We start from the raw sequence: 20926 nt of genomic DNA on the forward strand, positions 1-20926 counted from the left end.
CCTCCCTCAGGGCGGTGTTGTGCGGGTGCCGGGCATCATTGCGGCACCCATTGGAAGTAAAGGGTTGCGAGCGGCGGCAGCACCACCTCGATGCTCGCCGGCTGTCCATGCGCCGGCACGTTCGCGGCGCTCGCGCCGCCGAGATTGCCGACGCCCGAGCCGCCAAAATCGGCGGCGTCGGTGTTGAGGATCTCGCGCCACTGCCCGGCATGCGGCACGCCGATTCGGTAGCTTGGGCGCGGCACCGGCGTGAAGTTCGCCACCATCAACACCGGCGGATCGCCCCCGCCCGCCAGCCGCAGCCACGCGAAGACCGACTGGTCCGCGTCGTCGACGACGACCCAGCGGAAGCCCTCGGGCTCGCAGTCGCGCGCGTGCAGGGCCGGCAGATCGCGATAGAGGTGGTTGAGGTCGCGGACCAGAAGCTGGAGGCCGCGATGGTGCGGGCCCTGGTCGATGAGATGCCAGTCGAGGGAACGCTCCTCGCTCCATTCCGCGCGCTGCCCGAACTCCTGCCCCATGAAGAGCAGTTTCTTGCCGGGATAGGCCCACATCAATGCGTAATAGCACCGGACGGTCGCGAATTTCTGCCAGTCGTCGCCCTTCACACGGTCGACGACCGTGCTCTTGCCGTGCACGACCTCGTCATGGGAGATCGGCAGCACGAAATTCTCGGCGAAGGCGTACATCAGCCCGAAGGTGATCTTGTCGTGATGCCAGCGGCGATGGACCGGCTCCATCTTGATGTAGTCGAGGGTGTCGTGCATCCACCCCATGTTCCACTTGAAGCCGAAGCCGAGCCCGCCGGCATGGACGGGCTGCGACACGCCGGACCATGAGGTCGATTCCTCGGCCACCACCACGGTGCCGGGATGTTCGGCATAGATCGTCGTGTTTGCCTGCTTCAGGAAAGCGACGGCGTCCTTGTTGTCGTTGGAGCCGTCGGGATTGGGCGACCATTCGCCCTCGCGCCGCGAATAGTTGAGATAGAGCATCGAGGCGACCGCATCGACGCGCAGCCCGTCGATGTGGAAGCGGTCGAGCCAGTAGAGCGCGTTGGCGGTCAGGAAGTTCGTTACCTCCCGCCGTCCGAAATCGTAGATCGCCGTGTTCCAGTCCGGGTGGAAGCCGCGCTGCGGGTCGGCATGCTCGTAGAGCGGCGAGCCGTCGAAATGGGCGAGCCCGTGGATGTCGGTCGGGAAATGCGCCGGCACCCAGTCGAGAATGACCGACAGCCCCGCCCGGTGCGCCCGGTCGACGAAGCGCGCGAAGCCCGCCGGATCACCGAAGCGGCTGGTCGGCGCGAACAGGCCGATCGGCTGATAGCCCCACGAGGCGTCGAGCGGATGCTCGGAGATCGGCAACAGTTCGAGGTGAGTGAAGCCCATCCAGACGGCATAGGGCACGAGCTGGTCGGCGAGCTCGTCATAGCTCAGGAACCGGTTCCACTCGCCGCGCCGCCAGGAGCCGAGATGCACCTCGTAGATCGACATCGGCTTACGACGCGCCTCGCCGGCCGCTCGGGCGGCGATATGCGCCTCGTCATCCCAGGCGAAATCGTCGACGCGCCCCACGACGGAACCGGTCGCCGGACGGAACTCGCCGCGAAAGCCGAACGGGTCAGCCTTGAGCGGCAGCAGCCGCCCGTCATGCGACACGATCTCGAATTTGTAGATCGTACCCTCGCCGACATCCGGCGCGAAGATCTCCCACAGTCCGCTGTCGACGCGCTTGCGCATCTGGTGCAGCCGGCCGTCCCAGCCGTTGAAGTCGCCGACCACAGAGACGCGCGAGGCATTCGGCGCCCACACGGCGAAGCGCACGCCCGAAACACCCTCATGCTCGCAGGGATGCGCGCCGAGCCGCTCATAGAGCTGGCGGTGCGTGCCTTCGAGCAGGAGATAGTCGTCGAGCGGACCGAGCACGGGACCGAAGGCATAGGGGTCGCGCAGCAGCCATTCGCCGCCGTCGTTGCGCGCCCTCAGGCGGTAGCGCGCCCACGCAGGACGACCCGGAGCCAGCCCCTCGAAGAAGCCGGCGTCGCGCCGCCGCTCCAGATGCGCAATCACCTGACCGTCGTCGTCGATCGCCTCGACCGATCCCGCATGCGGAACGAGCGCCCGGATGACGAGGCCGTCCGGCGTCTCGTGAGGCCCCATGAGCGCGAACGGATCGGCGTGGCGGGCCTCGATGAGTGCGTCGACCTCGCGGTCGGGCGCCTGCCACGCAAACATGTCGTTCGACCTCTCCGGAACCCTGGCCCGAATATCAAGCCCGGACCATACGCTAGGTTCCGCTACCGCACTCACAAAGTCCACAGTCGGGTACCGGGCTGTGTCAAAGGCCGCGGATTATCGGGCCGTTTCTTTCTAGCGGCCCATCCGCACCGGCACGTTCCAGATGTCCTTCGCATATTCGCTGATCGTCCGGTCGGACGAGAACCAGCCCATATTCGCGGTGTTGAGGATGCTCGACGTCCACCACGCCGAGCGATCGGCCCACAGCTTGTCGACACGGCGCTGCGCGTCCCAGTAGGAATCGAAGTCGGCGGTCACCAGGAAGTAGTCGTGGTGGCGCAGCGCGTTCACCAGCGACTTGAAGCGGTCCGGCTCGTCCGGTGAGAACACGCCCGACTCCACCGCGTCCAGCACCTCGCCGAGATGCGGCGAATTGGCGATGGTGTTGAACTCGTCGACGCCGTTGCGGCGGCGCTCCTCGACCTCCTCGGCGGTCAGGCCGAAGATGAAGATGTTGTCGTCGCCCACATGCTCCTTGATCTCGACATTGGCGCCGTCTAGCGTGCCGATGGTGAGGGCGCCGTTCAGCGCCATCTTCATGTTGCCGGTGCCTGAGGCCTCCATGCCGGCCGTCGAGATCTGCTCCGACAAGTCGGCCGCCGGAATAATCACCTCGGCGAGCGAGACGTTGTAGTTGGGCAGGAACACCACCTTCAGCAGGTCGCGCACGGTGGGGTCGTCGTTCACCACCCTGGCGACGTCGTTGGCGAGCTTGATGATGAGCTTGGCCATGTGATAGCTCGCCGCCGCCTTGCCGGCGAAGATCTTCACCCGCGGCGCCCAGTTCTTGGCCGGGTTGGCGCGCATCGCTTCGTAGAGCGCGATGGTCTCCAGCACGTTGAGGAGCTGGCGCTTGTACTCGTGGATGCGCTTGATCTGCACGTCAAACAGCGCGCCCGGATTGACCTTGATGTCCATGCGGTCGCGGATCAGCCGGGCGAGCGCTACCTTGTTCTGCCGGCGCACCGCGGCGAAGCGCTCCTGCAGGCCGGGATCGGCGGCCATCGGTATGAGCGCCTTGAGCTGGGACGGATCGTCGAGCACCTCCGGCCCGCAGGTCTGCACCAGCAGGCTGGTGAGGCCCGGATTGGACTGGTTGAGCCAGCGGCGGAAGGTGATGCCGTTGGTCTTGTTGTTCATGCGGTCGGGGTAGACCGCGTTCAGGTCCTTGAAGATCGTCTCCTTCATCAATTCGCTGTGCAGCCCGGCGACGCCGTTGATGCTGTGCGAGCCGATGAAGGCGAGGTTGCCCATGCGCACCCGGCGCCCGTGCCCTTCCTCGATCAGCGACACCGAGCTCAGGATGGCGTCGTTGTTCGGGAATCGCTCCTTCACCTTGTCGAGATGCAGCGAGTTGATGAGGTAGATGATCTGCATGTGGCGCGGCAGCACCCGCTCCATCAGCGGCACCGGCCAGGTCTCCAGCGCCTCCGGCAGCAGGGTGTGATTGGTGTAGGAGATGGTGCGCTGGGTGATGTCCCACGCCTCGTTCCATTCGAGGTCGTGCTCGTCCACCAGCACCCGCATCAGCTCCGCCACCGCGATCGCCGGATGCGTGTCGTTGAGCTGGATCGACACCTTGTCGGGCAGCGAACGGACGTCGCCGAAGCTGTCGACATGCCGGCGCATCAGGTCGCGCAGCGAGGCGGCGGTGAAGAAATATTCCTGGCGCAGCCGCAGTTCCTGGCCGGCCGGGGTGGCGTCGCTCGGATAGAGGATCTTGGAGATCGCCTCCGCCCGCATCTGCTCGGCCAGCGCGCCGACATGGTCGCCCTGGTTGAAGGCGTCGAGCCGGAGCGGATCGGCCGCGCGGGCTGACCACAGGCGCAGCGTGTTCACGTGGCGGCCGCGCCAGCCGACGATCGGCACGTCATAGGCCACCGCCTCGACCGTCTCGGCGGGGTGCCAGACCTGTTTCTTGCGCTCGCCGCCCATCGGCAGCGCCTCGACCGAGCCGCCGAAGCCGATGTCGTAGAACACCTCGGGGCGCTCGAACTCCCACGGATTACCGAAGGACAGCCAGTCCTCGGGATATTCCTGCTGCCAGCCATTCTTCACCACCTGCCGGAACAGGCCGTGGTCGTAACGGATGCCGTAGCCGTAAGCTGCGATGGAGAGCGTCGCCATGCTCTCCATGAAGCAGGCGGCGAGGCGGCCGAGGCCGCCATTGCCGAGCGCCGCATCCGGCTCGACCTGCCGCAGCCGGTCGAGATCGACGCCGAGATCGCCGAGCGCGGCGCGCGCGGTGTCGAGCATCTCGAGATTGGTCAGCGCATCGAACAGCAGCCGGCCGATGAGGAATTCGAGGGAGAGGTAGTAGACCCGCTTGCGACCTTCCGAATAGGTCTGGCGCGTCGAGGTGATCCAGCGGTCCACGATCCGGTCGCGCGTGGCGAACGCGGTCGCGAGGAACCAGTCGCGGTCGCTCGCCGCCGCCGGGTTCTTGCCCACCGCATAGGTAAGCTTGGCGATAACGGCGGCGCGGAACCGCGCCACCTCGTCGCCCACCCCCGCAGCTTGAACCGGCGGCGTTTCCGGCTTCTCGAGCACCTTCTCTTCGACCCCGACCGTCATATCCAGTCCCTGCTCCACTCTTGCGATGCCTCGCCGCGACCGGCATATCCGGCCCGCTCGCGACGATCACCCGTTCCCGCTCATGCAACCTTTTGGCCAACTCGGCCGGCAGAGGGCGTCTCGTCAGACCGCCGCGCGCAGCCGGCGGAAGGCGGCGAGGCCGAAGACCAGCCAACCGAAGATCAGGATGGTACCACCGGTCGGCGCCGCCATCGGAAAGATAACCAAATCCCACAACACGCGTCCGATCAATGCGCCGCTGAACAGCGCGGTGCCGAGCGCGATCGCGCCGCCGCCGATATCGGCGAACGACCATCCGGCGCCGCCCGCCGCGCCGACGAGCGATGCCGCCGCGAGGGCAGGCGCGCCGAGCATCAGGAACTGCGCCGCCGTCGCCAGCGACGGATCGGGATTGATATGCGCGCCGGCAGCGGCCCCGGCGACCCCGGCGGCACCGAACAGACCCGCGAGCAGCACCAAGAAGCGGCGGAAAAGGGTCATTCTCGACCTCCATCGGTGGAACCGGGCACAAGGCTCCGCCCGCGCTCAGCCATCGCCGGCGATGACGTGGAAGAAGCTGCCCGACACGTGTCCGCGACGGCTGCCCGCCGGTCCCATCGCCTTGCCCTGCCCGTCCGCGAGCTCGACGAGCGGCGCATCCTCGCCGCGATGTATGACGGTTGCGTAGTGGAACTCATGTCCGCGCAGCATAGCGCCGGCGTCCCCGATCGGCGAGGCGGCGAGCAGCCGCGCCCGCCGATAGCCGAGATTGAGCCGGCGCTTCGCGAAGCTGGTCGCATGGCCGAGCAGGCCGAGCATGGGATGGCTGGCGCCCTCCGCATCCTCGATGGACCGGCCGAGCACCATGTAGCCGCCGCACTCGCCATGCACCGGGCGGCTTTCGGCAAACCGCACCATACCGCTTCGGAAGCGCTCCGCCGCCGCCAGCCGCGCCCCGTGCAGCTCCGGATAGCCGCCGGGCAGCCAGCAGGCATCGCAATCCTCCGGCGGCACCTCGTCGGCGAGCGGCGAGAAGGTGACGATCTCCGCCCCGGCGCGCCGCCACCCGGCGAGCATATGCTCATAGATGAAGCTGAAGGCCGCATCGCGGGCGAGCGCGATGCGCCGGCCGGGCGGCGCGATCACCCCCACGAGCCGCTCCCCGGCGGACGAAACCTCGGGCAGGACGGGCATCGGCGCGGCGAGCGCGGCCAGCGCGTCGAGATCGACATGATCGGCCACGAAGCGGGCGAGTGCCGCGAAATGCGTCGCGAGGTCGGGATGCTCCTCCGCCTGCACGAGGCCGAGATGGCGCTCCGGCAGGCTCACCGCCGCCTCGCGCGGCAGGCTTCCGAGCACCGGGATGCCCAGCGCGGCGATCGCCTCGCTCGCCTGCCCGCGATGGCGCTCGCTCGCCGCTTTGTTGAGCACGACGCCGGCGATCCGCACGTTCGGGTCGTGCGTCGCGAAGCCGCGCACCGCGGCGGCGGCGGATTGCGACTGGCCGGAAATGTCGGCGACCAGCACCACCGGCAGTGCGAGCCGCGCCGCGAGGTCGGCCGCCGCGCCGGTGCGCCCAGGCGTGCCCGATACTCCGTCGAACAGCCCCATCGAGGCTTCGACGATGACGAGCTCGGCGCCCTCCGCCGCCTCGCCGGCGAGACGGTCGATCAGCGCCGGCGGCATCGCGAAGCTGTCGAGATTGAGCCCGGGCCGGCCGCTCGCCGCAGCGTGGAAGGCGGGATCGATATAGTCCGGGCCCGACTTCACGGCGCGCACCTTCACCCCACGCGCCGCCAGTGCGGCGACGAGGCCGAGCGTCAGCGTCGTCTTGCCCGAGCCGGAACGCGGCGCGGCGATGATGAGGCCGCGCGCGCTCATCGGTGACGCCTCCGCGCCGCTGGCCTATACCGTTCGGCATGGAGGAGCCCACCGACGACATTCCCGATACGACACCGGACGAGCCGGCGCGCCCGCTGAGGCGTGGCTGGACCACCGGAAGCTGCGCCACCGCCGCCGCCAAGGCCGCTTATGCCGCGCTGCTCACCGGCCACTTCCCCGATCCGGTCGAGGTGAGGCTGCCGGGCGGCGAGCGGCCGGCCTTCGCCCTCGCCAAGCAGGCGCTGGGCGAGAACGGCGCCATGGCCGGCGTGGTGAAGGACGCCGGCGACGACCCGGACGTGACCCATGGCGCGCTGGTCTGGGCGCTTGTCCGGCGCAATCCGCCGGGTGCCGGCGTCACCTTCCGGGCCGGCCGGGGAGTGGGCACCGTCACCCGGCCCGGCCTGCCGCTGCCACCGGGCGAGCCGGCCATCAATCCGGTACCGCGCCGCATGATCGCGGAAGGCATCGCCGAGATCGCGGCCCTGCACGGCGCGACGGGCGACGCGGAGGTCGAGATCGGCATCGAGGGCGGCGAGGAACTTGCCCGCCAGACCCTGAACGGGCGGCTCGGTATCGTCGGCGGGTTGTCGGTGCTCGGCACGACGGGGATCGTCATTCCGTTTTCCTGCGCCGCGTGGATCCATTCCATCCATCGCGGCATCGACGTCGCCCGCGCGATCGGTCTCGACCACGTCGCGGGCGCGACCGGCAACGCCTCGGAGATCGCCGTACAGCAGATGTACGACCTGCCCGAGCCCGCGCTGATCGACATGGGCGATTTTGCCGGCGGCATGCTGAAATATCTGCGTGCGCACCCGGTCCCGCGCGTCACCATCGCCGGCGGCGTCGCCAAGATGACCAAGCTTGCGCAGGGCTTCCTCGACCTGCATTCCAAGCGCGGCAGCGCCGATCTCGATGCGCTGGCGGGGCTGGCGGCGGAGTTCGGCGCCGGCGAGGCGCTCCGCGCCCGCATCCGCGCCGCCAACACCGTGGCGGAAGCTTTCGGCCATGCCGAGGCGGACGGGCTGAGGCTGGGCGACGCGGTGGCCCGTCGCGCGCAAGCGACCGCGAGAGGCGTGCTCGCCGGCAGCGGCGTCGCGGTCGAGGTCGTGGTGTTCGACCGCACCGGCGCGCTGATGGGCCGGGCGGATTTCGCGGGCTAGCCTCATCCCCGGCCCCGGAAGCGGCGCTGATAGGCCGCGTCATAGAGCGCGCTCTCGCGGAAATCCTCCGCCGCCAGCGCCCGCCCGACAAGGATCAGCGCCGTGCGCTCGGCCGGCTCGGCGGCGAGGCGCGCGTCGATGTCACCGAGCGTGCCGGCGATGACGCGCTCGCCCGGCCGGCTCGCCTCCACCACCACCACGACCGGGCAGTCGGCGCCATAGAGCGGCGTCAGTTCGGCGACGACGCGGTCGAGCACATGGATGGCGAGATGGATGGCGAGCGTCGCCCCGGTCGCGCCGAACGCTTTCAGCGTCTCGCCTTCCGGCATGGCCGAGGCGCGGCCCGAGACGCGGGTCAGCACTACGCTCTGCGCGAGGCCCGGCACGGTGAGCTCACGCCCGATGAGCGCCGCCGCCGCCGCGAAGGCGGGCACGCCGGGGGTCAGCGTGTAGGGAATGCCGCGCCGCTCCAGCCGACGCATCTGCTCGGCCACCGCCGAATAGATGGAGAGGTCGCCCGAATGCAGCCGCGCCACGTCCAGCCCCGCCGCATCGGCGGCGACATATTCGGCCTCGATCTCGTCGAGCGAGAGCGGCGCCGTGTCGACGATCCGCGCGCCCGGCGGGCACCAGCCCAGCATCTCTGGCGGCACGATGGAGCCGGCATAGAGGCAGACCGGGCAGCGGGCGATGAGATCGCGACCACGCAGCGTGATGAGGTCGGCCGCACCGGGTCCGGCGCCGATGAAATGCACGGTCATATGCCACCACCCGCCATAGTGGACGGATCGAGCGGCTCGGCCTCGCGGGCGAGCGCGCAGGTGACCGGGCCGAGCACGAAGCGCGGGCCGATGAGCGTCGAGCGCCGACCGGCCACCGCCAGCGCCGCCGCCTCCGCCGCCGAGGGCACGCCGAGCAGCGCCACCACCCGCTCGGAACGAGTGACGGCGCGGGCGCCCGCAGCCTCAAGCTGCTTCTGCGGCACCATGACCAGCAGCAGGCCGAGATCGAGCGCCGCCCGTATGATGCCGGGCTCGTTGCCCTTCAGCGCCGGCGCCGCCATCAGCGAGATGTCGCACAGCCGCACCTCGTAGCGCGCCAGGGCGCCCTCCACCGCGGCACGCACCTCCTGCGCCGTGACACCGCGACGGCTGCCGACCCCGGCGACGATCATGGCTTCAGCCAGCTCCACTGCGTCACCGGCATCGCCGGGCGCCAGCCGATCATGCCGGCGACCGGCGCCGCCCGCGCCACGGCGAGGCGGATGAGCTCGCCCCCGAGCGCGGCATGGCGGGCGAGCAGCAGCGCCTCGGTCTCCAGCGTCACCGCGTTGACGACGAGGCGCCCGCCGACGCGCAGCGCCTCGGCTGCCGCATCCAGCACGCCCGCATCGCTCGCCCCGCCGCCGATGAAGATCGCGTCCGGCTGCGGCAGGCCTGCGAGGGCGGCCGGCGCGGCGCCCTCCACCACCACGAGCTCCGGCACGCCGAGCGTCGACGCGTTCCGCCGGACGCGGGCGGCCCGGTCCGGATTCTGCTCGACCGCCACGGCGCGGAGCGAGGGATCGGCCAGCATCCATTCGATGCCGATCGAGCCGGCGCCGGCACCGATGTCCCACAACAATTCGCCCCGGCGCGGCGCAAGGGCGGAGAGCGTCACCGCGCGGATCTCGCGCTTGGTGAGCTGGCCGTCATGCTCGTAGAGCGAATCGGGCAGGCCGGAGGTGAGCGCGATGATGCGGCTCTCCGGCCCCGCCGCGACCTCGATGCCAACGAGGTTCAGCGCATCGACCCCGTCGAGGTCGAAGGACGCCGCCGCGACGCTGCGCATCCGCTCGCGCGCCCCGCCGAGCGCTTCGAGCACATGCAGCCGGGAGCCCCCGAAGCCGGCACCGGTCATCAGCCGCGCCACCGCGGCGGGGCCGTCGGCATCGGATGTCAAAGCGAGGATGCGCCGACCGGAATGCAGATGTGGGCGGAGGAGATCGAGCGCCTTGCCGTGGAGCGACAGGCAGATCACCTCCGGCAGCGCCCAGCCGAGCCGTGCCGCCGCGAGGCTGAAGGCGGACGGCGCGGGGATCACCCGCATCTCCTCCGCTGCGGCATGGCGGGCCAGCACCGTGCCGACGCCATGGAGGAACGGATCACCCGAGGCGAGTACGCAGACCCGGCGCCCACGCAGTTCCAGCACCGCGCGCACGCCGTCCTCGAACGGGCTCGGCCATGGCGAGGCGACGCCCCGGACCAGATCGCCGGCGAGCGCCAGATGCCGGCGGCCGCCGAACACCACCTCGGCTTCCTCGATCAGGCTGCGGGCCAGCGGCGACAAACCTGCCGCCCCGTCCTCGCCGATGCCGACGATGGACAGCCAGGGCGTGGCGCGCGCATGGTCGGGCGCGATGGACTCAGCTTCCGGCATCAAGGCATCCATGATCAGGCCTTCCGCCTCCGCGCAGCGGCGCATCCTGCTGCTCGGGGGCACCACCGAGGCGCGACTGATCGCCGAGCGCCTCGCCGGGCGCGGCGACATCGACCTCACCGTCTCGCTCGCCGGCCGCACGCAGAACCCGCTCGCCGTTCCGGGCGCGGTGCGCAGCGGCGGCTTCGGCGGCGCCAAGGGGCTTGCCGCCTATCTCGCGGCCGAGCGCTTCGACGCCCTGGTCGATGCGACGCATCCCTTCGCCGCCGGCATCTCGGCCAACGCGGCCGAGGCGGCGCGGCTGGCCGGCCTCCCCTTCCTCGCGCTGCGACGTCCCGCATGGCAGCCGCAGCGTGGGGATCGCTGGCGCGAGGCGGCGGACATACCGGCCGCCCTCGCCCTCATCGGCGCGGCGCCGCGCCGGGTGTTCGTCACGCTGGGGCGCAACGAGGTCGGCGCCATCGAGGCGGCACCACAGCACGCTTTTCTCATCCGCAGCATCGACCCGATTGTGCCGCGGCTCAAGCTTTCCGACGCGCGCTACATCGAGGCGCGCGGGCCGTTCGAGGAGGCGGCCGAGCGGGCGCTGCTGACCGAGCACCGCATCGAGGTGATCCTCGCCAAGAACAGCGGCGGCGCGGCGAGCTACGGGAAGCTCGCGGCGGCGCGCGTGCTCGGCATCGAGGCGGTGCTGATCGCGCGCCCGAAGCTCCCCGATGTTCCGACGGTCGACCGGGTCGATGCCGTGCTGGAATGGATGGAACATCTGGGCAGTGGGCATCAGGCGGCGCCTCCCGCCCGGCGCGGCGTGTAGACCAGCGGCGGCAGGCCCTCGCGCGGTACGACCCGCGTCTCCGCCGAGCCGATGAGGATGCAGGTCGCCATGTCGGCGTCCTCGGCCCGCGCCTGTTCCAATGGCACCACCGCGAGACGCTCGTCGGCGCGTCCCACCGCCCGCCCGAAGATCACCGGTGTGCGGGCAGGCAACAGCGTGCGCATCAGCTCGAAGGCGCGCCCGAGCTGCCAGGGCCGTGCCTTCGAGACCGGATTGTAGAGCGCGATCACGAATCCTGCCTGCGCGACCGCGCGCAGTCGCTGCTCCACCAGATGCCAGGGCTTCAGATTGTCGGAGAGCGAGATGGCGCAGAAATCATGGCCGAGCGGCGCGCCCGCCTTCGCCGCCACCGCCAGCATGGCGGTGATGCCCGGCACGACGTGTACATCGAGCGCGCGCCATTCGGACGGCCCCGCCTCGATCGCCTCGATCACCGCCGCCGCCATGGCGAACACGCCGGGATCGCCGCCGGACACCATCGCGACACGCGCGCCCTTTGCCGCATGTTCAAGCGCCGCGCCGGCCCGCGCCAGCTCCTCGCGATTGTCGGAGGCGTGACGGGTCTGGCCCTCGCGCACCGGCACGCGGTCGAGATAGGGGCCGTAGCCATAGACCGCCTCGGCCCGCGCCAGCTCCTCCGCCGCCTCGGGCGTGAGGAAGCGCGCCTCGCCCGGACCGAGGCCCACAACCGCAAGGCGTCCCCTCACCCGCGCGCCTCCCAGCCCGGCACCAGCACGATGGCGAAATAGGGCGCCGGCTCCTCGCCGCGCCCGGCGAGCGGCTCGCAATGCCCGCCTTCCATGGTGCCCCGCTCGATATAGAGTGCGCGCGACAGCCGCCCGGCGCTTGCCAGCGCCCGCCGGATCTTCGGCAGGTTGCGGCCGACCTTCATGATCACCGCCGCATCCGCCTCGCCGAGGCGGCGCGCCAGCTCGGCTTCCTCCAGCGTGCCCGGCAGCACCGAGAGCACGTCGTCGCCCTGCGCGATCGGCGCGCCGGCCAGCGACCAGCAGCCCGACATGCCGGTGACGCCGGCGATCACCTCGGTCGGATAGCGCGTGGCGAGCCGCACATGCAGGTGCATGTAGGAGCCGTAGAACAGCGGGTCGCCCTCCGACAGCACGGCGACCGTATGGCCCGCGTCGAGACGCGCCGCCACGTGCGCCGCCGCTTCGTCGTAGAAATCGCCGATAGCGGCGCGATAGGCCTCGTCGTGGCGGTGCAACTCCGTGGTCACCGGATAGCCGAGCGCGAGTTCCTCGGCGTCCGGCCGGAAATGGCGGCAGGCGATCGCCCGCGCATGGCTGCCATTGCCGAGCTTGGCGAAATAGGCGACGACGTCCGCCGCGCCGAGCGCGCGCACCGCCTTCAGCGTCATCAGTTCCGGGTCGCCCGGCCCGACGCCGACCCCGATCAGCCGCCCGGCGGAATTCGGTGCAGACCCGCTCATAGACCCGCCCTCGCCAGCGCGTTGATCGCCGCCGCCGTCATGGCGCTGCCGCCGAGCCGCCCGCGCACGATCAGCCACGGCACGCCGTGCCCGCCCTGCGCCAGCGCCTCCTTCGATTCCGCCGCGCCGACGAAGCCGACCGGAATGCCGAGGATCGCCGCCGGCTGGGACGCGCCCTCCGCCAGCATCTCCAGCAGGCGGAACAGCGCGGTCGGCGCATTGCCGATGGCCACAACCGCGCCGGCGAGATGCGGGCGCCACAGCTCCATCGCCGCCGCCGAGCGGGTGGTTCCGAGCTCTTCGGCCAGCGTCGGCACGGCGGGATCGCGCAGCGTGCAGATCACCTCGTTCTTCGCCGGCAGCCGCGCGCGCGTCACGCCATGCGCCACCATCTCGGCATCGCACAGGATCGGCACGCCCGCCTCGAGCGCACCGCGCGCGGCCGCCACCAGCCCCGGCCCGAAGACGATGGACGGCGCCGCCTCGACGAGCCCGCAGGCATGGATCATCCGCACCGCGACGTCGGCCTCCTCGGCCGAGAAGCGCGAGAGGTCCGCTTCGGCGCGGATGATGGCGAAGGAGCGCTCATAGATCGCCGCGCCCTCGCGCACATAGTCGAACCGCACCTCAGACACCCTGCTTCTCCAATAGGCTCCGCGCCGCCGCCGCCAGCCGGTCGACCGGCACGATCTCGGCCGGCGCGTCGCGTGGGCCGCCTTCGACCACGAGACCGGCCCCGCCGTCCAGTCCGACGATGGTGAGGTCGGCGCCCGCCGGATGCGCGCAGCCCTTGGCGCAACCCGAGACATGCACGCGGCGCCCGCCCGCCAGCAGCGCCAGCGTGGCGGCAAGCGCGCGCGTCTCGATATGCGCGGAGGCGCAGGACGGCATGCCGGGACAGGCGTCGACATGGCGCAGCGGATCGTCGGCATCGACGATGAAGCCGAGCGCGGCGCTCATGCTGCGCAGCACGGGTGCAGCATTTTCCGCGACGCCGATCAGCAGCAGCGTCCGGCCTGCGGCCGGCATGATTGCTGAACCGCCGGACTTTTCCGCCTCCTGCGCGAGCGCGACCAGCGATCGCGCCTCGCCATGGCCGAAGGGCAGCCCGATGCCGAGCGCGACCCGTCCATCCTCCAGCACGTGCAGCCCGACTGCTTCGGGCCGCCCCTCCGCCGAAGCCGCTGGCTGCGGCAGGGCGGTCATCACCCTATCCAGAGCGGCCAGCAACGGCGCGGTGCCTTCTTGCTCGACCAGCGCCGCCATGCGGGCACGCCGGCCGCGCGCCGCCAGCAGGCCGAGCAGAAGCAGCACCGCCTCGACCGCCCGTTCGAGCGGCACCAGACCGAGCGGCGCCATCGCGGCGCTGACCAGCACCTCCCTCTTCGCAGCATCCGGCGCCGGTGCGAGACGGATGTCGGCGGACAGCGCGGAGAGGTCCGGCGCGCCGCCGCCATCAACCACCACCGCAAGCTTCGGCGCGAGGCGAGGCCCGAGCCCGGCCGTCGCCACGGCTTCAGCGATCGCATCGGCGATAGGGCGCGGATCGAAGTGCATCGGCGCGAGGCCGGCGAGCGGATTGATCTGGATTTCCAGCCCCTCGCGCAGCGCGAGGTCGAGCGCCCCCACGTCCCGCGCGAAGGGCGCGGCGCTCGCCTCGGTGAGACCCCGCACCTGCAGCTTGCCGCGTGCGGTCACCTCGACGATGCCGTTGCCGTGGCGTGCGGCCAGCCCGGCAAGCGCGGCGAACTGCGCGGGCTTCGCCGGCGCGGCGAGCGCGATGCGGGCGAGCAGGCCGTCACCGGTCGGCATCGGCTCCGGCAGGGTCGGGCAGGCCCCGCGCGGGCGGACCGGTAGGGAATGCGAGAGCGCCGCGCTCATTCCGCCGCCTCCCCGGAGAGCGCGGCGAGCGCCGGTCCGACATCGTTGCGGCGCGGATGCCAGAGACCGCGCGCCTGCGCCTGCGCGAGACGGTCCGCCACCGCGCGCGCCGCCTCGGGCGACTGCGCGACGAGGAAATCGCGCACCATCACGTCGCCGATATAGGCGTCGTGGATCATCTCGATGAGACGGCCCGGTACCGCCCACGTGGACTCGGCGAAGCCGACCAGCCTGTCGACCGTCTCTGCGATCTCCGCCGCGCCGCGCGGCCCGTGGCGCATCAGCCCGGCGATGTATCGCGCGTTGGTGCGGCCATGCACGATGCGTGCGAGCGCCTCATCGAGCGTCCGCGCGCGCGGACGCGCCGGGTTGCTGGTGTCCAACACCACGAGGTCCGGTGCGCGGCCCAGCCGCTCGGCCGCCGCCGCGAAGCCACCGATGAAGGCGAGATCAGCATCACCCTCAAGCAGATCGCGGCCCGGATCGTCACCGGTGTGGATCAGGAGGTCGGCCGCCGCGACGCGGTCCGCGAAGGCGTCGCCCGCCGCATGCCCCTCACCGTCCGCTCCGCCATAGGCGTGCGAGGCGCTAGCGAGGTAGGCCTCGCCCAGCGCCGCCCGGTCGATGCCCTCCGCCCCGGCGTCGAGCCCGGCGCCATAGGCGCCCGGCGCGGTGCCGTAGATGCGCGGCGCGAAGCTGCCGGCCGCCCGCTCGGCGGCGAGCGGGTTCTCCTCCGCCGGCTCATCGCGTGCGGCGACCGCGCGGATGGCGGCGTCGAGCAGCGCGATCTGCGCCGGGAACAGGTCACGGAACAGGCCGGAGATGCGGAAGGTCACGTCGATGCGCGGCCGGCCCATGCTCGCGGCCGGCAGCACCTCAATGCCGGTCACCCGTCCGGTGGCGGCGTCCCATACCGGCCGGCAGCCCATCAGCGCGAGGCCCTGCGCGATCTCCTCGCCGCCGGTGCGCAGAGTCGCACTCCCCCATAGGTCAAGCACCAGAGCGCGCGGCCAGTCGCCATGCGCCTGCAGATAGGCGCGCACCGCCTCCTCGGCGGCGAGGCGGCCGAGGTCCATGGCGGTCGGCGTCGGCAGCGCACGCGGGTCGGCGGTGAAGAGGTTGCGCCCGGTGGGTATCACGTCGGAGCGTCCGCGCCCCGGCGCGCCGGCAGGCCCGGCCGCGACGCGCCGCCCGTCGAGCGCGGCGAGCAACCCCGCGCACTCGGCCTCGCCGCACGGTCCGCGCCCATAGACGTGGAAGCCGTCCTTGAGGCGCAAATCCTTGAGGTCGCAGAGCCAGGCGTCGATGCGCTTCAGCGCCTCGTCCGGCGCCTCGGCTTCCCCGAGACCCGCCTCGCGGGCGAGGCCGGTGCGGGTGGCCTCCTCGACGATGAGCCGCGCTAGCCGCTCGCGCCGCCGCCGGTCGAGCCCGTCGGCCTGCGCATATTCGTCGACGAGGCGTTCGAGCTCGCGCGCCTCGCCACCGAGCTCGCCATCGACCAGCGGCGGCGGCAGATGGCCGAGCGTGACGGCGGCGATGCGCCGCTTGGCCTGCGCCGCCTCGCCGGGATTGGAGACGATGAAGGGATAGGCGACGGGGAGCGCGCCCAGCACCAGCTCGGGGAAGCACGCACCAGTCAGCGCGACATGCTTGCCCGGCAACCATTCGAGCGTGCCGTGCGCGCCCATATGGACGAGGGCATCGGCCCCGCCTTGCAGCCAGAGACCGAAGGCGAGCAGCGCATGGCGCGGCGGCAAAGCGGGATCGTGATAGTCCGCGCGCCGCTCAGCCCGGCGCCCGCGATCCGGCGCGACGGTGACGAGGATATTGCCGAAAGCCTGCGCACGGAAGCGGAAGGCCCCATCCGCGACATCCGGGTCGTCCTCCGGCGCGCCCCATGCGGCGCGGATGGCGGCAACGGCTTCGGCCGGCAATTCAGCGATCAAGCGACGGTAGTCGGCGAGCGGAAGGTCGAAGCCGCCGGCCGCTCCCGACAGCCCCTCCACCAGCACCCGCTCATCCGCCGGTTCGCTCTCGACGCGATAGCCGGCGCCGCGCAGGTCGGACAGCAGCGCCAGCACGCTCGCCGGCACGTCGAGCCCGACCGCCCAGCCGGTGCGCCCCGGCGCGCCGGCATATTCCGGCAGCACCACGGCGATGCGGCGCTCGGCCGGGAGGGTGGCGCGAAGCCGGGCCACGAGCGCCACCCTTTCCGCCACCATGGCGATACGGTCCGGCTCGGCGCGGTTCACCAGCCCGGCAAAGCCGAGCGCCGCGTCGCCGGATTCCTGCAAGGCCTTGAAGGACAAGGCGCCGGCGAGGATCCGCCCGTCGAGCTCGGGCAACACGACATGCATGGCGAGGTCGGCGCCGGTCAGCCCTCGCGCGCCCTCCTGCCACGCCTCGCGCTTGGTGGTGGCCACCACGGCCTGAAAGACCGGCACGCCGGGAGCGTCGAGCACCGTCGCCTCGCCCGGATCGGCGGCAGCGAAGGCGGTGAGCGTCACGATGGCGACGGGATCGAGCGTGGCGAGCGCGTCGCGCAGGAAGGCGACGGAGGCCGGTTCCTTCAGGCTGGCGACATAGATCGGCACAGGCCGCAATCCCCGTGCCTCAAGCGCCGTGCAGAGCCCGTCGACCGGTGCGAGATCGTCGGCCAGCCACATGGAACGGTAGAAGATGACGGGGACGGCGGGAGCATCAGCCACCGCCGTCCCGTCCTGCCATTCATAATACCCTGCCAGCGGCACGGGCTGCGCCTCCGGCGCTTCCAGCGCGGCACCGGCATGGCCGGCGAGGCGGTGCAGCAGGGCGCGCATATTGGCGGGCCCGCCGGCGCGGAAATAGCCGAGCAGCGCCTGCGCCTCGTCCATCGGCAGGGTGGAAAGCGCCATCAGCCGGGGGTCGTCGCGGTCCTCGCCCGGCAGCACGGCGAGCGCGATTCCGCGCGCGCGGGCTAGCGCGGCGAGCTGCTCCGCCCCGTAGCGCCACCAGTCCAGCCCGCCGAGCAGCCGCAGCACGATGATACGGGCATGGCCGGCGACCTTGTCGAGCCACAGGTCGACCGACATCGGATGGCGCAGGTCGCGCAGATTGGCGAGGCGCAGGCTCGGCAACCCATTACCTTCCGCGCGCCAGGCGCGGGCGAGCGCGCCGAGGTCGCTGTCGGTGAAGGACGCCACCACCATCTCGCCCGGCGTCTGGCCGAGGTCGACCGGCTCGACGAGGTCGTCGAGGCTGGCGCTGGTGGTGGTGAGGATGTGCATGCCGGCCTCGGAATGCCGCCTTTACACGGTTTCCGGCGCGGCGAGCGCGCGCTCCACCGCGTCCCGGTCGAGACCCTTGAGCCCGATCGCCACCAGTCGGCCGGCGCGTGGGCCGGCGCCCCACGCACGATCGTACTGCCAGGTCACGCGCGGACCAACCGCCTGCACCAGCAACCGCAACGGTTTGCCGGCCACTGGTAAAAAACCTTTACAACGTAGCATACCGGTCGTTGCAACGACGCCGGCGATGCGGGCGGCGAACTCGGCCGGATCGGCGATCTCGGGGACCTCGACCACGAAGCTGTCGAACTCGTCGTGATCGTGGTCCTCCTCCTCGTCGTGATGGGTGCGGCGGTTCTCGATGTCGTCCTCGGTGCCGACGCCGAGGCCCATCAGCACCGCCGGATCGAGCCGCCCCTCGGTGATGCTCACCACCCGCACGCCGGCCGGCAGCTCGGCGCCGAGCGCGGCGCGCGCCCGCGCCTCGCCGTCCGCGTCGATCAGGTCGGCCTTGGTCATCACCACGAGGTCGGCGCAGGCGATCTGGTCGTCGAACACCTCCTCGACCGGATCGTCATGGTCGAGCACCACGTCGGTGGCGCGCTGCGCGGCGAGCGCGTCGTGGTCGTGCGCCACCCGGCCGGAGGCGAGCGCCTCGCCGTCCACCACCGCCACCACGCCGTCGACCGTCACCCGGCTCCTGATCGCCGGCCAGTGGAAGGCCTGCACCAGCGGCTTGGGCAGAGCGAGGCCCGAGGTCTCGATGAGGATGTGGTCGACTTTCGGCGCACGGGAGAGGATGGCGTCGAGCGCCGGCACGAAGTCGTCCGCCACGGTGCAGCAGATGCAGCCATTGGCCAATTCGACGATGTTCTCCTCAGGGCAGCTCTCGACGCCGCAGCCGCGCAGGATCTCGCCGTCGATGCCGACATCGCCGAACTCGTTGACGATGACGGCGAGCCGCTTGCCCTTCGCCTCGCTCAGCGCGTGGCGGATCAGCGTCGTCTTCCCCGAGCCGAGGAAGCCGGTGACGATGGTGCAGGGTACGCGGGCGAGATCGGTGCTCATGAAGCGCCTCCGTTTGATCGAACGACAGGGGCGCGCCGGCCACGGGCGGTGCCCGTGCGGGGACCGCGAGCGGTCCCGTGCGTACCACCCAGCACCCCGCTGGCGGATACGACCGAGCCGTCGGCAGGTCTCCTGGCTCGCGGCTCGGCGCCCGCTCGCCGCCTTCCCGGACATATCGTCCAGTGGCTTTCGGCACGGGCTCGCCGCTTACAGTTGCGGGGGCAGCCGCGGAATTGGGCCTCCCGACGGAAGCCCGCACCGCATTCCCTCTTCGTCCCTCCCCGGTGGGGAAGGAACCGTCGGCCTCCGCACTAAAGGAGCGCTTTCGAGCAATGTCAAACGCAGGGAGAAATCTCAGCGTGCGCCGGCGTCACGGATCGCCGGGATCACGTCGTCTTCGAGGATGGCACGGGCGTAGTAGCCCTGGTCTGCTTCACGATAAAGCCCGGCGGTGCTGGCGACCACCAGATCGAGCGACGGCACGATGAAGAGGCGCTGGCCCCCGAGGCCGATCGCCGCGATCCACGGGACGCTGCGATCTCCGACTTTCGACCCGCCGACCCACCATTGATAGCCGTAGCGCATCGGCAACCAGCCCTCGAATCGCGGCTCGATCGACTGGCGGATCCATTCTTCCGACACGACGCGCCGGCCCTGCCAGATGCCTCCGGCCAGCACGAGCTGGCCGATCTTCGCCATGTCGCGCGGCTTCAGGCGAAGCCCGCCGCCGGCTGCAGCGTCGCCATTGCCCAAGGTGATCCATTCGACCTCACGCATACCAAGCGGCTCGAACAGCGCCTCGCGCGCAAAGTCCGGCAGTTGGCGACCGATCGCCTTCTGCAGCACGGCGCCGAGCAGCGTCGTTGCGCCGCTGCTGTACTCCCAGCGCGTACCGGGCGCGTAGATCGGCCGGCGGGTGAACACGTAGCGGTAGGGATCGGTCGCCTCATACATCAGCCGTTCGTCATTGGTCGGGCCAAACCACGGGCCGCCCTCGCTCCAGGCAAGACCGGGCGTCATGGTGAGCAGATGCTTCAGTGTGATGCGGTTTATGTCCGGGGTGGCGAGATCGGCATATTCGGGAAAAAAGCCGATGGCCGGCGCATCGAGATCCTTGATCGCATTGCGTTCGAACGCGATGCCGAACAAGAGCGACACCACGCTCTTCGTCACCGAGCGCATGTCGTGCAACCGTCTGGCATCATAGGCGATCACACCGATGTCCCGGCCCCAGCGCTCGTCGCGGCCCTCGGCGTAGGTCTCGTAGACCAGCCTGCCGTGGCGAATCACCAGCAGGGAATGCAGGTTGGGTGCATTGGGATCGGCAAGTCGCGCCCCGATCGCACAGAGCGCCGCCGGATCAAACCCGACCGATGCCGGGGTCGCCACGTCCCAATCGTCGAGGATGTCGGGCGCCTCGCCGCAAGGTATGTCGGCCGCGCCAGGCCAAGTTGCGGCCAGGAGGCCCAAGCCGGCCACCAGCATCGCAGCTAACGATAAAGGTCGCAGCATCGCACGCTCCCGGCCGATCCACGGTTCTCGGTCACGCTCGTCCCACCCCATCGGCGGAACAAGCATCCTCCGACGGCCCCGAAGCGGCAAATGCCCATTTGCACTGTGGTAGGCGGCCGCTATAGTCGTCGGATGTCGTCGGTTCCTGTGATCCGCACGGGACGCAAGACGGGAACGCGGTGGGGTGTTGCTTCGCGAGAAGCGGCACCGAATCCGCGGCTGCCCCCGCAACTGTAAGCGGCGAGCTTCGCTCCTTTTCGCCACTGGCGTTCGCGCCGGGAAGGCGGAGACGAAGCAAGGACCCGCGAGCCAGGAGACCGGCCGGCGACGAAACCGTAACCGGCCCTCGGGTGGAGGGCTCAGGAGAGACGACATGCAGACCCAGCCGACCCGGCACCCCCATTCCGCCACGCTCGCCAGCGAGAGCCCGGCCTCGCGCGTGCTCGCCGTCACCTTCGCCGCACTGCTCGGCGTCTTCGTGCTCGGCGGCGTGGGCTTCTCCCACATCAGCGCCGTGCACAATGCGACGCACGACGTGCGGCACGCCAACGCCTTCCCCTGCCACTGAACCTTTCAGT

17 protein-coding genes and 2 riboswitches are annotated in these 20926 nt (G+C 70.8%); of the genes, 3 read left to right on the forward strand and 14 right to left on the reverse strand.

The window, feature by feature from the left end; translation table 11 throughout:
- Nucleotides 1–35: 35 nt before the first annotated feature.
- From glgB to U742_RS0110495, 4 genes are all read right to left on the reverse strand, one after another.
- Nucleotides 36–2234 carry a 1,4-alpha-glucan branching protein GlgB gene (gene glgB / locus U742_RS0110480; protein ID WP_029352733.1) on the reverse strand — a complete coding sequence of 733 codons (2199 nt, stop codon included), beginning with the start codon at nucleotides 2232–2234 and terminating at the stop codon, nucleotides 36–38.
- 135 nt (nucleotides 2235–2369) lie between these two features.
- Nucleotides 2370–4871, reverse strand: coding sequence for a glycogen/starch/alpha-glucan phosphorylase (locus U742_RS0110485; protein ID WP_029352734.1), 2502 nt, complete (start codon nucleotides 4869–4871; stop codon nucleotides 2370–2372).
- 123 nt (nucleotides 4872–4994) lie between these two features.
- Nucleotides 4995–5372, reverse strand: a complete 378-nt coding sequence (locus tag U742_RS0110490; protein ID WP_029352737.1) for a DUF423 domain-containing protein — start codon at nucleotides 5370–5372, stop codon at nucleotides 4995–4997.
- Nucleotides 5373–5417: 45 nt separating this feature from the next.
- On the reverse strand, nucleotides 5418–6752 hold the full coding sequence (locus U742_RS0110495) for a cobyrinate a,c-diamide synthase (RefSeq protein WP_029352739.1): 1335 nt from the start codon (nucleotides 6750–6752) through the stop codon (nucleotides 5418–5420).
- Nucleotides 6753–6790: 38 nt separating this feature from the next.
- On the opposite strand from U742_RS0110495, the gene U742_RS0110500 reads away from it, so the two are divergent.
- Nucleotides 6791–7918, forward strand: coding sequence for a cobalt-precorrin-5B (C(1))-methyltransferase (locus U742_RS0110500; RefSeq protein ID WP_029352740.1), 1128 nt, complete (start codon nucleotides 6791–6793; stop codon nucleotides 7916–7918).
- Nucleotides 7919–7920: 2 nt separating this feature from the next.
- Here the strand turns inward: U742_RS0110500 and cobM are convergent, their stop codons facing one another.
- From cobM to U742_RS0110515, 3 genes are read right to left on the reverse strand one after another with little or no spacing between them, the layout of a single operon-like run.
- Nucleotides 7921–8679 carry a precorrin-4 C(11)-methyltransferase gene (gene cobM, locus U742_RS0110505; protein WP_029352742.1) on the reverse strand — a complete coding sequence of 253 codons (759 nt, stop codon included), beginning with the start codon at nucleotides 8677–8679 and terminating at the stop codon, nucleotides 7921–7923.
- Nucleotides 8676–9110 carry a cobalamin biosynthesis protein gene (locus U742_RS0110510; RefSeq protein WP_248310329.1) on the reverse strand — a complete coding sequence of 145 codons (435 nt, stop codon included), beginning with the start codon at nucleotides 9108–9110 and terminating at the stop codon, nucleotides 8676–8678. The genes cobM and U742_RS0110510 overlap by 4 nt, the downstream gene beginning before the upstream one ends.
- Entirely contained in the window at nucleotides 9089–10336 is a 1248-nt protein-coding gene (locus U742_RS0110515) for a bifunctional cobalt-precorrin-7 (C(5))-methyltransferase/cobalt-precorrin-6B (C(15))-methyltransferase (protein ID WP_038361260.1), read from the reverse strand. The genes U742_RS0110510 and U742_RS0110515 overlap by 22 nt, the downstream gene beginning before the upstream one ends.
- Before the next feature lie 10 nt (nucleotides 10337–10346).
- Between U742_RS0110515 and U742_RS0110520 the strand changes: the two genes are divergently transcribed.
- Nucleotides 10347–11150: a cobalt-precorrin-6A reductase gene (locus U742_RS0110520; protein ID WP_029352748.1), complete on the forward strand. Its 804-nt coding sequence runs from the start codon at nucleotides 10347–10349 to the stop codon at nucleotides 11148–11150.
- Here the strand turns inward: U742_RS0110520 and U742_RS0110525 are convergent.
- The 7 genes from U742_RS0110525 to U742_RS0110555 form a co-directional block, all read right to left on the reverse strand.
- Nucleotides 11117–11878 carry a precorrin-3B C(17)-methyltransferase gene (locus U742_RS0110525; RefSeq protein ID WP_029352750.1) on the reverse strand — a complete coding sequence of 254 codons (762 nt, stop codon included), beginning with the start codon at nucleotides 11876–11878 and terminating at the stop codon, nucleotides 11117–11119. The genes U742_RS0110520 and U742_RS0110525 overlap by 34 nt on opposite strands.
- Nucleotides 11875–12621: a precorrin-2 C(20)-methyltransferase gene (locus U742_RS0110530; RefSeq protein WP_029352752.1), complete on the reverse strand. Its 747-nt coding sequence runs from the start codon at nucleotides 12619–12621 to the stop codon at nucleotides 11875–11877. The genes U742_RS0110525 and U742_RS0110530 overlap by 4 nt, the downstream gene beginning before the upstream one ends.
- Nucleotides 12618–13247, reverse strand: a complete 630-nt coding sequence (locus tag U742_RS0110535) for a precorrin-8X methylmutase (RefSeq protein WP_029352753.1) — start codon at nucleotides 13245–13247, stop codon at nucleotides 12618–12620. The genes U742_RS0110530 and U742_RS0110535 overlap by 4 nt, the downstream gene beginning before the upstream one ends.
- 1 nt (nucleotide 13248) lies before the next feature.
- The gene (gene cobG / locus U742_RS0110540; RefSeq protein ID WP_029352754.1) at nucleotides 13249–14502 is read right to left on the reverse strand and encodes a precorrin-3B synthase; all 1254 of its coding nucleotides are present in this window, start codon (nucleotides 14500–14502) and stop codon (nucleotides 13249–13251) included.
- On the reverse strand, nucleotides 14499–17768 hold the full coding sequence (cobN, locus tag U742_RS0110545) for a cobaltochelatase subunit CobN (RefSeq protein WP_029352756.1): 3270 nt from the start codon (nucleotides 17766–17768) through the stop codon (nucleotides 14499–14501). The genes cobG and cobN overlap by 4 nt, the downstream gene beginning before the upstream one ends.
- A gap of 21 nt (nucleotides 17769–17789) precedes the next feature.
- On the reverse strand, nucleotides 17790–18836 hold the full coding sequence (gene cobW / locus U742_RS0110550; RefSeq protein ID WP_029352758.1) for a cobalamin biosynthesis protein CobW: 1047 nt from the start codon (nucleotides 18834–18836) through the stop codon (nucleotides 17790–17792).
- 104 nt (nucleotides 18837–18940) lie between these two features.
- Nucleotides 18941–19152, reverse strand: a riboswitch (cobalamin riboswitch).
- A gap of 38 nt (nucleotides 19153–19190) precedes the next feature.
- Nucleotides 19191–20348, reverse strand: a complete 1158-nt coding sequence (locus U742_RS0110555; protein ID WP_197028234.1) for a serine hydrolase domain-containing protein — start codon at nucleotides 20346–20348, stop codon at nucleotides 19191–19193.
- A 122-nt stretch (nucleotides 20349–20470) separates the two neighbouring features.
- Nucleotides 20471–20689: riboswitch (cobalamin riboswitch) on the forward strand.
- Nucleotides 20690–20721: 32 nt separating this feature from the next.
- Here U742_RS0110555 and U742_RS0110560 point away from each other — a divergent pair.
- On the forward strand, nucleotides 20722–20916 hold the full coding sequence (locus U742_RS0110560) for a CbtB domain-containing protein (RefSeq protein WP_029352761.1): 195 nt from the start codon (nucleotides 20722–20724) through the stop codon (nucleotides 20914–20916).
- Nucleotides 20917–20926 lie beyond the last annotated feature (10 nt).

Origin of the sequence: Allobosea sp. 117, from assembly GCF_000702305.1 — a bacterium.
Lineage (GTDB): Bacteria > Pseudomonadota > Alphaproteobacteria > Rhizobiales > Xanthobacteraceae > Ancylobacter.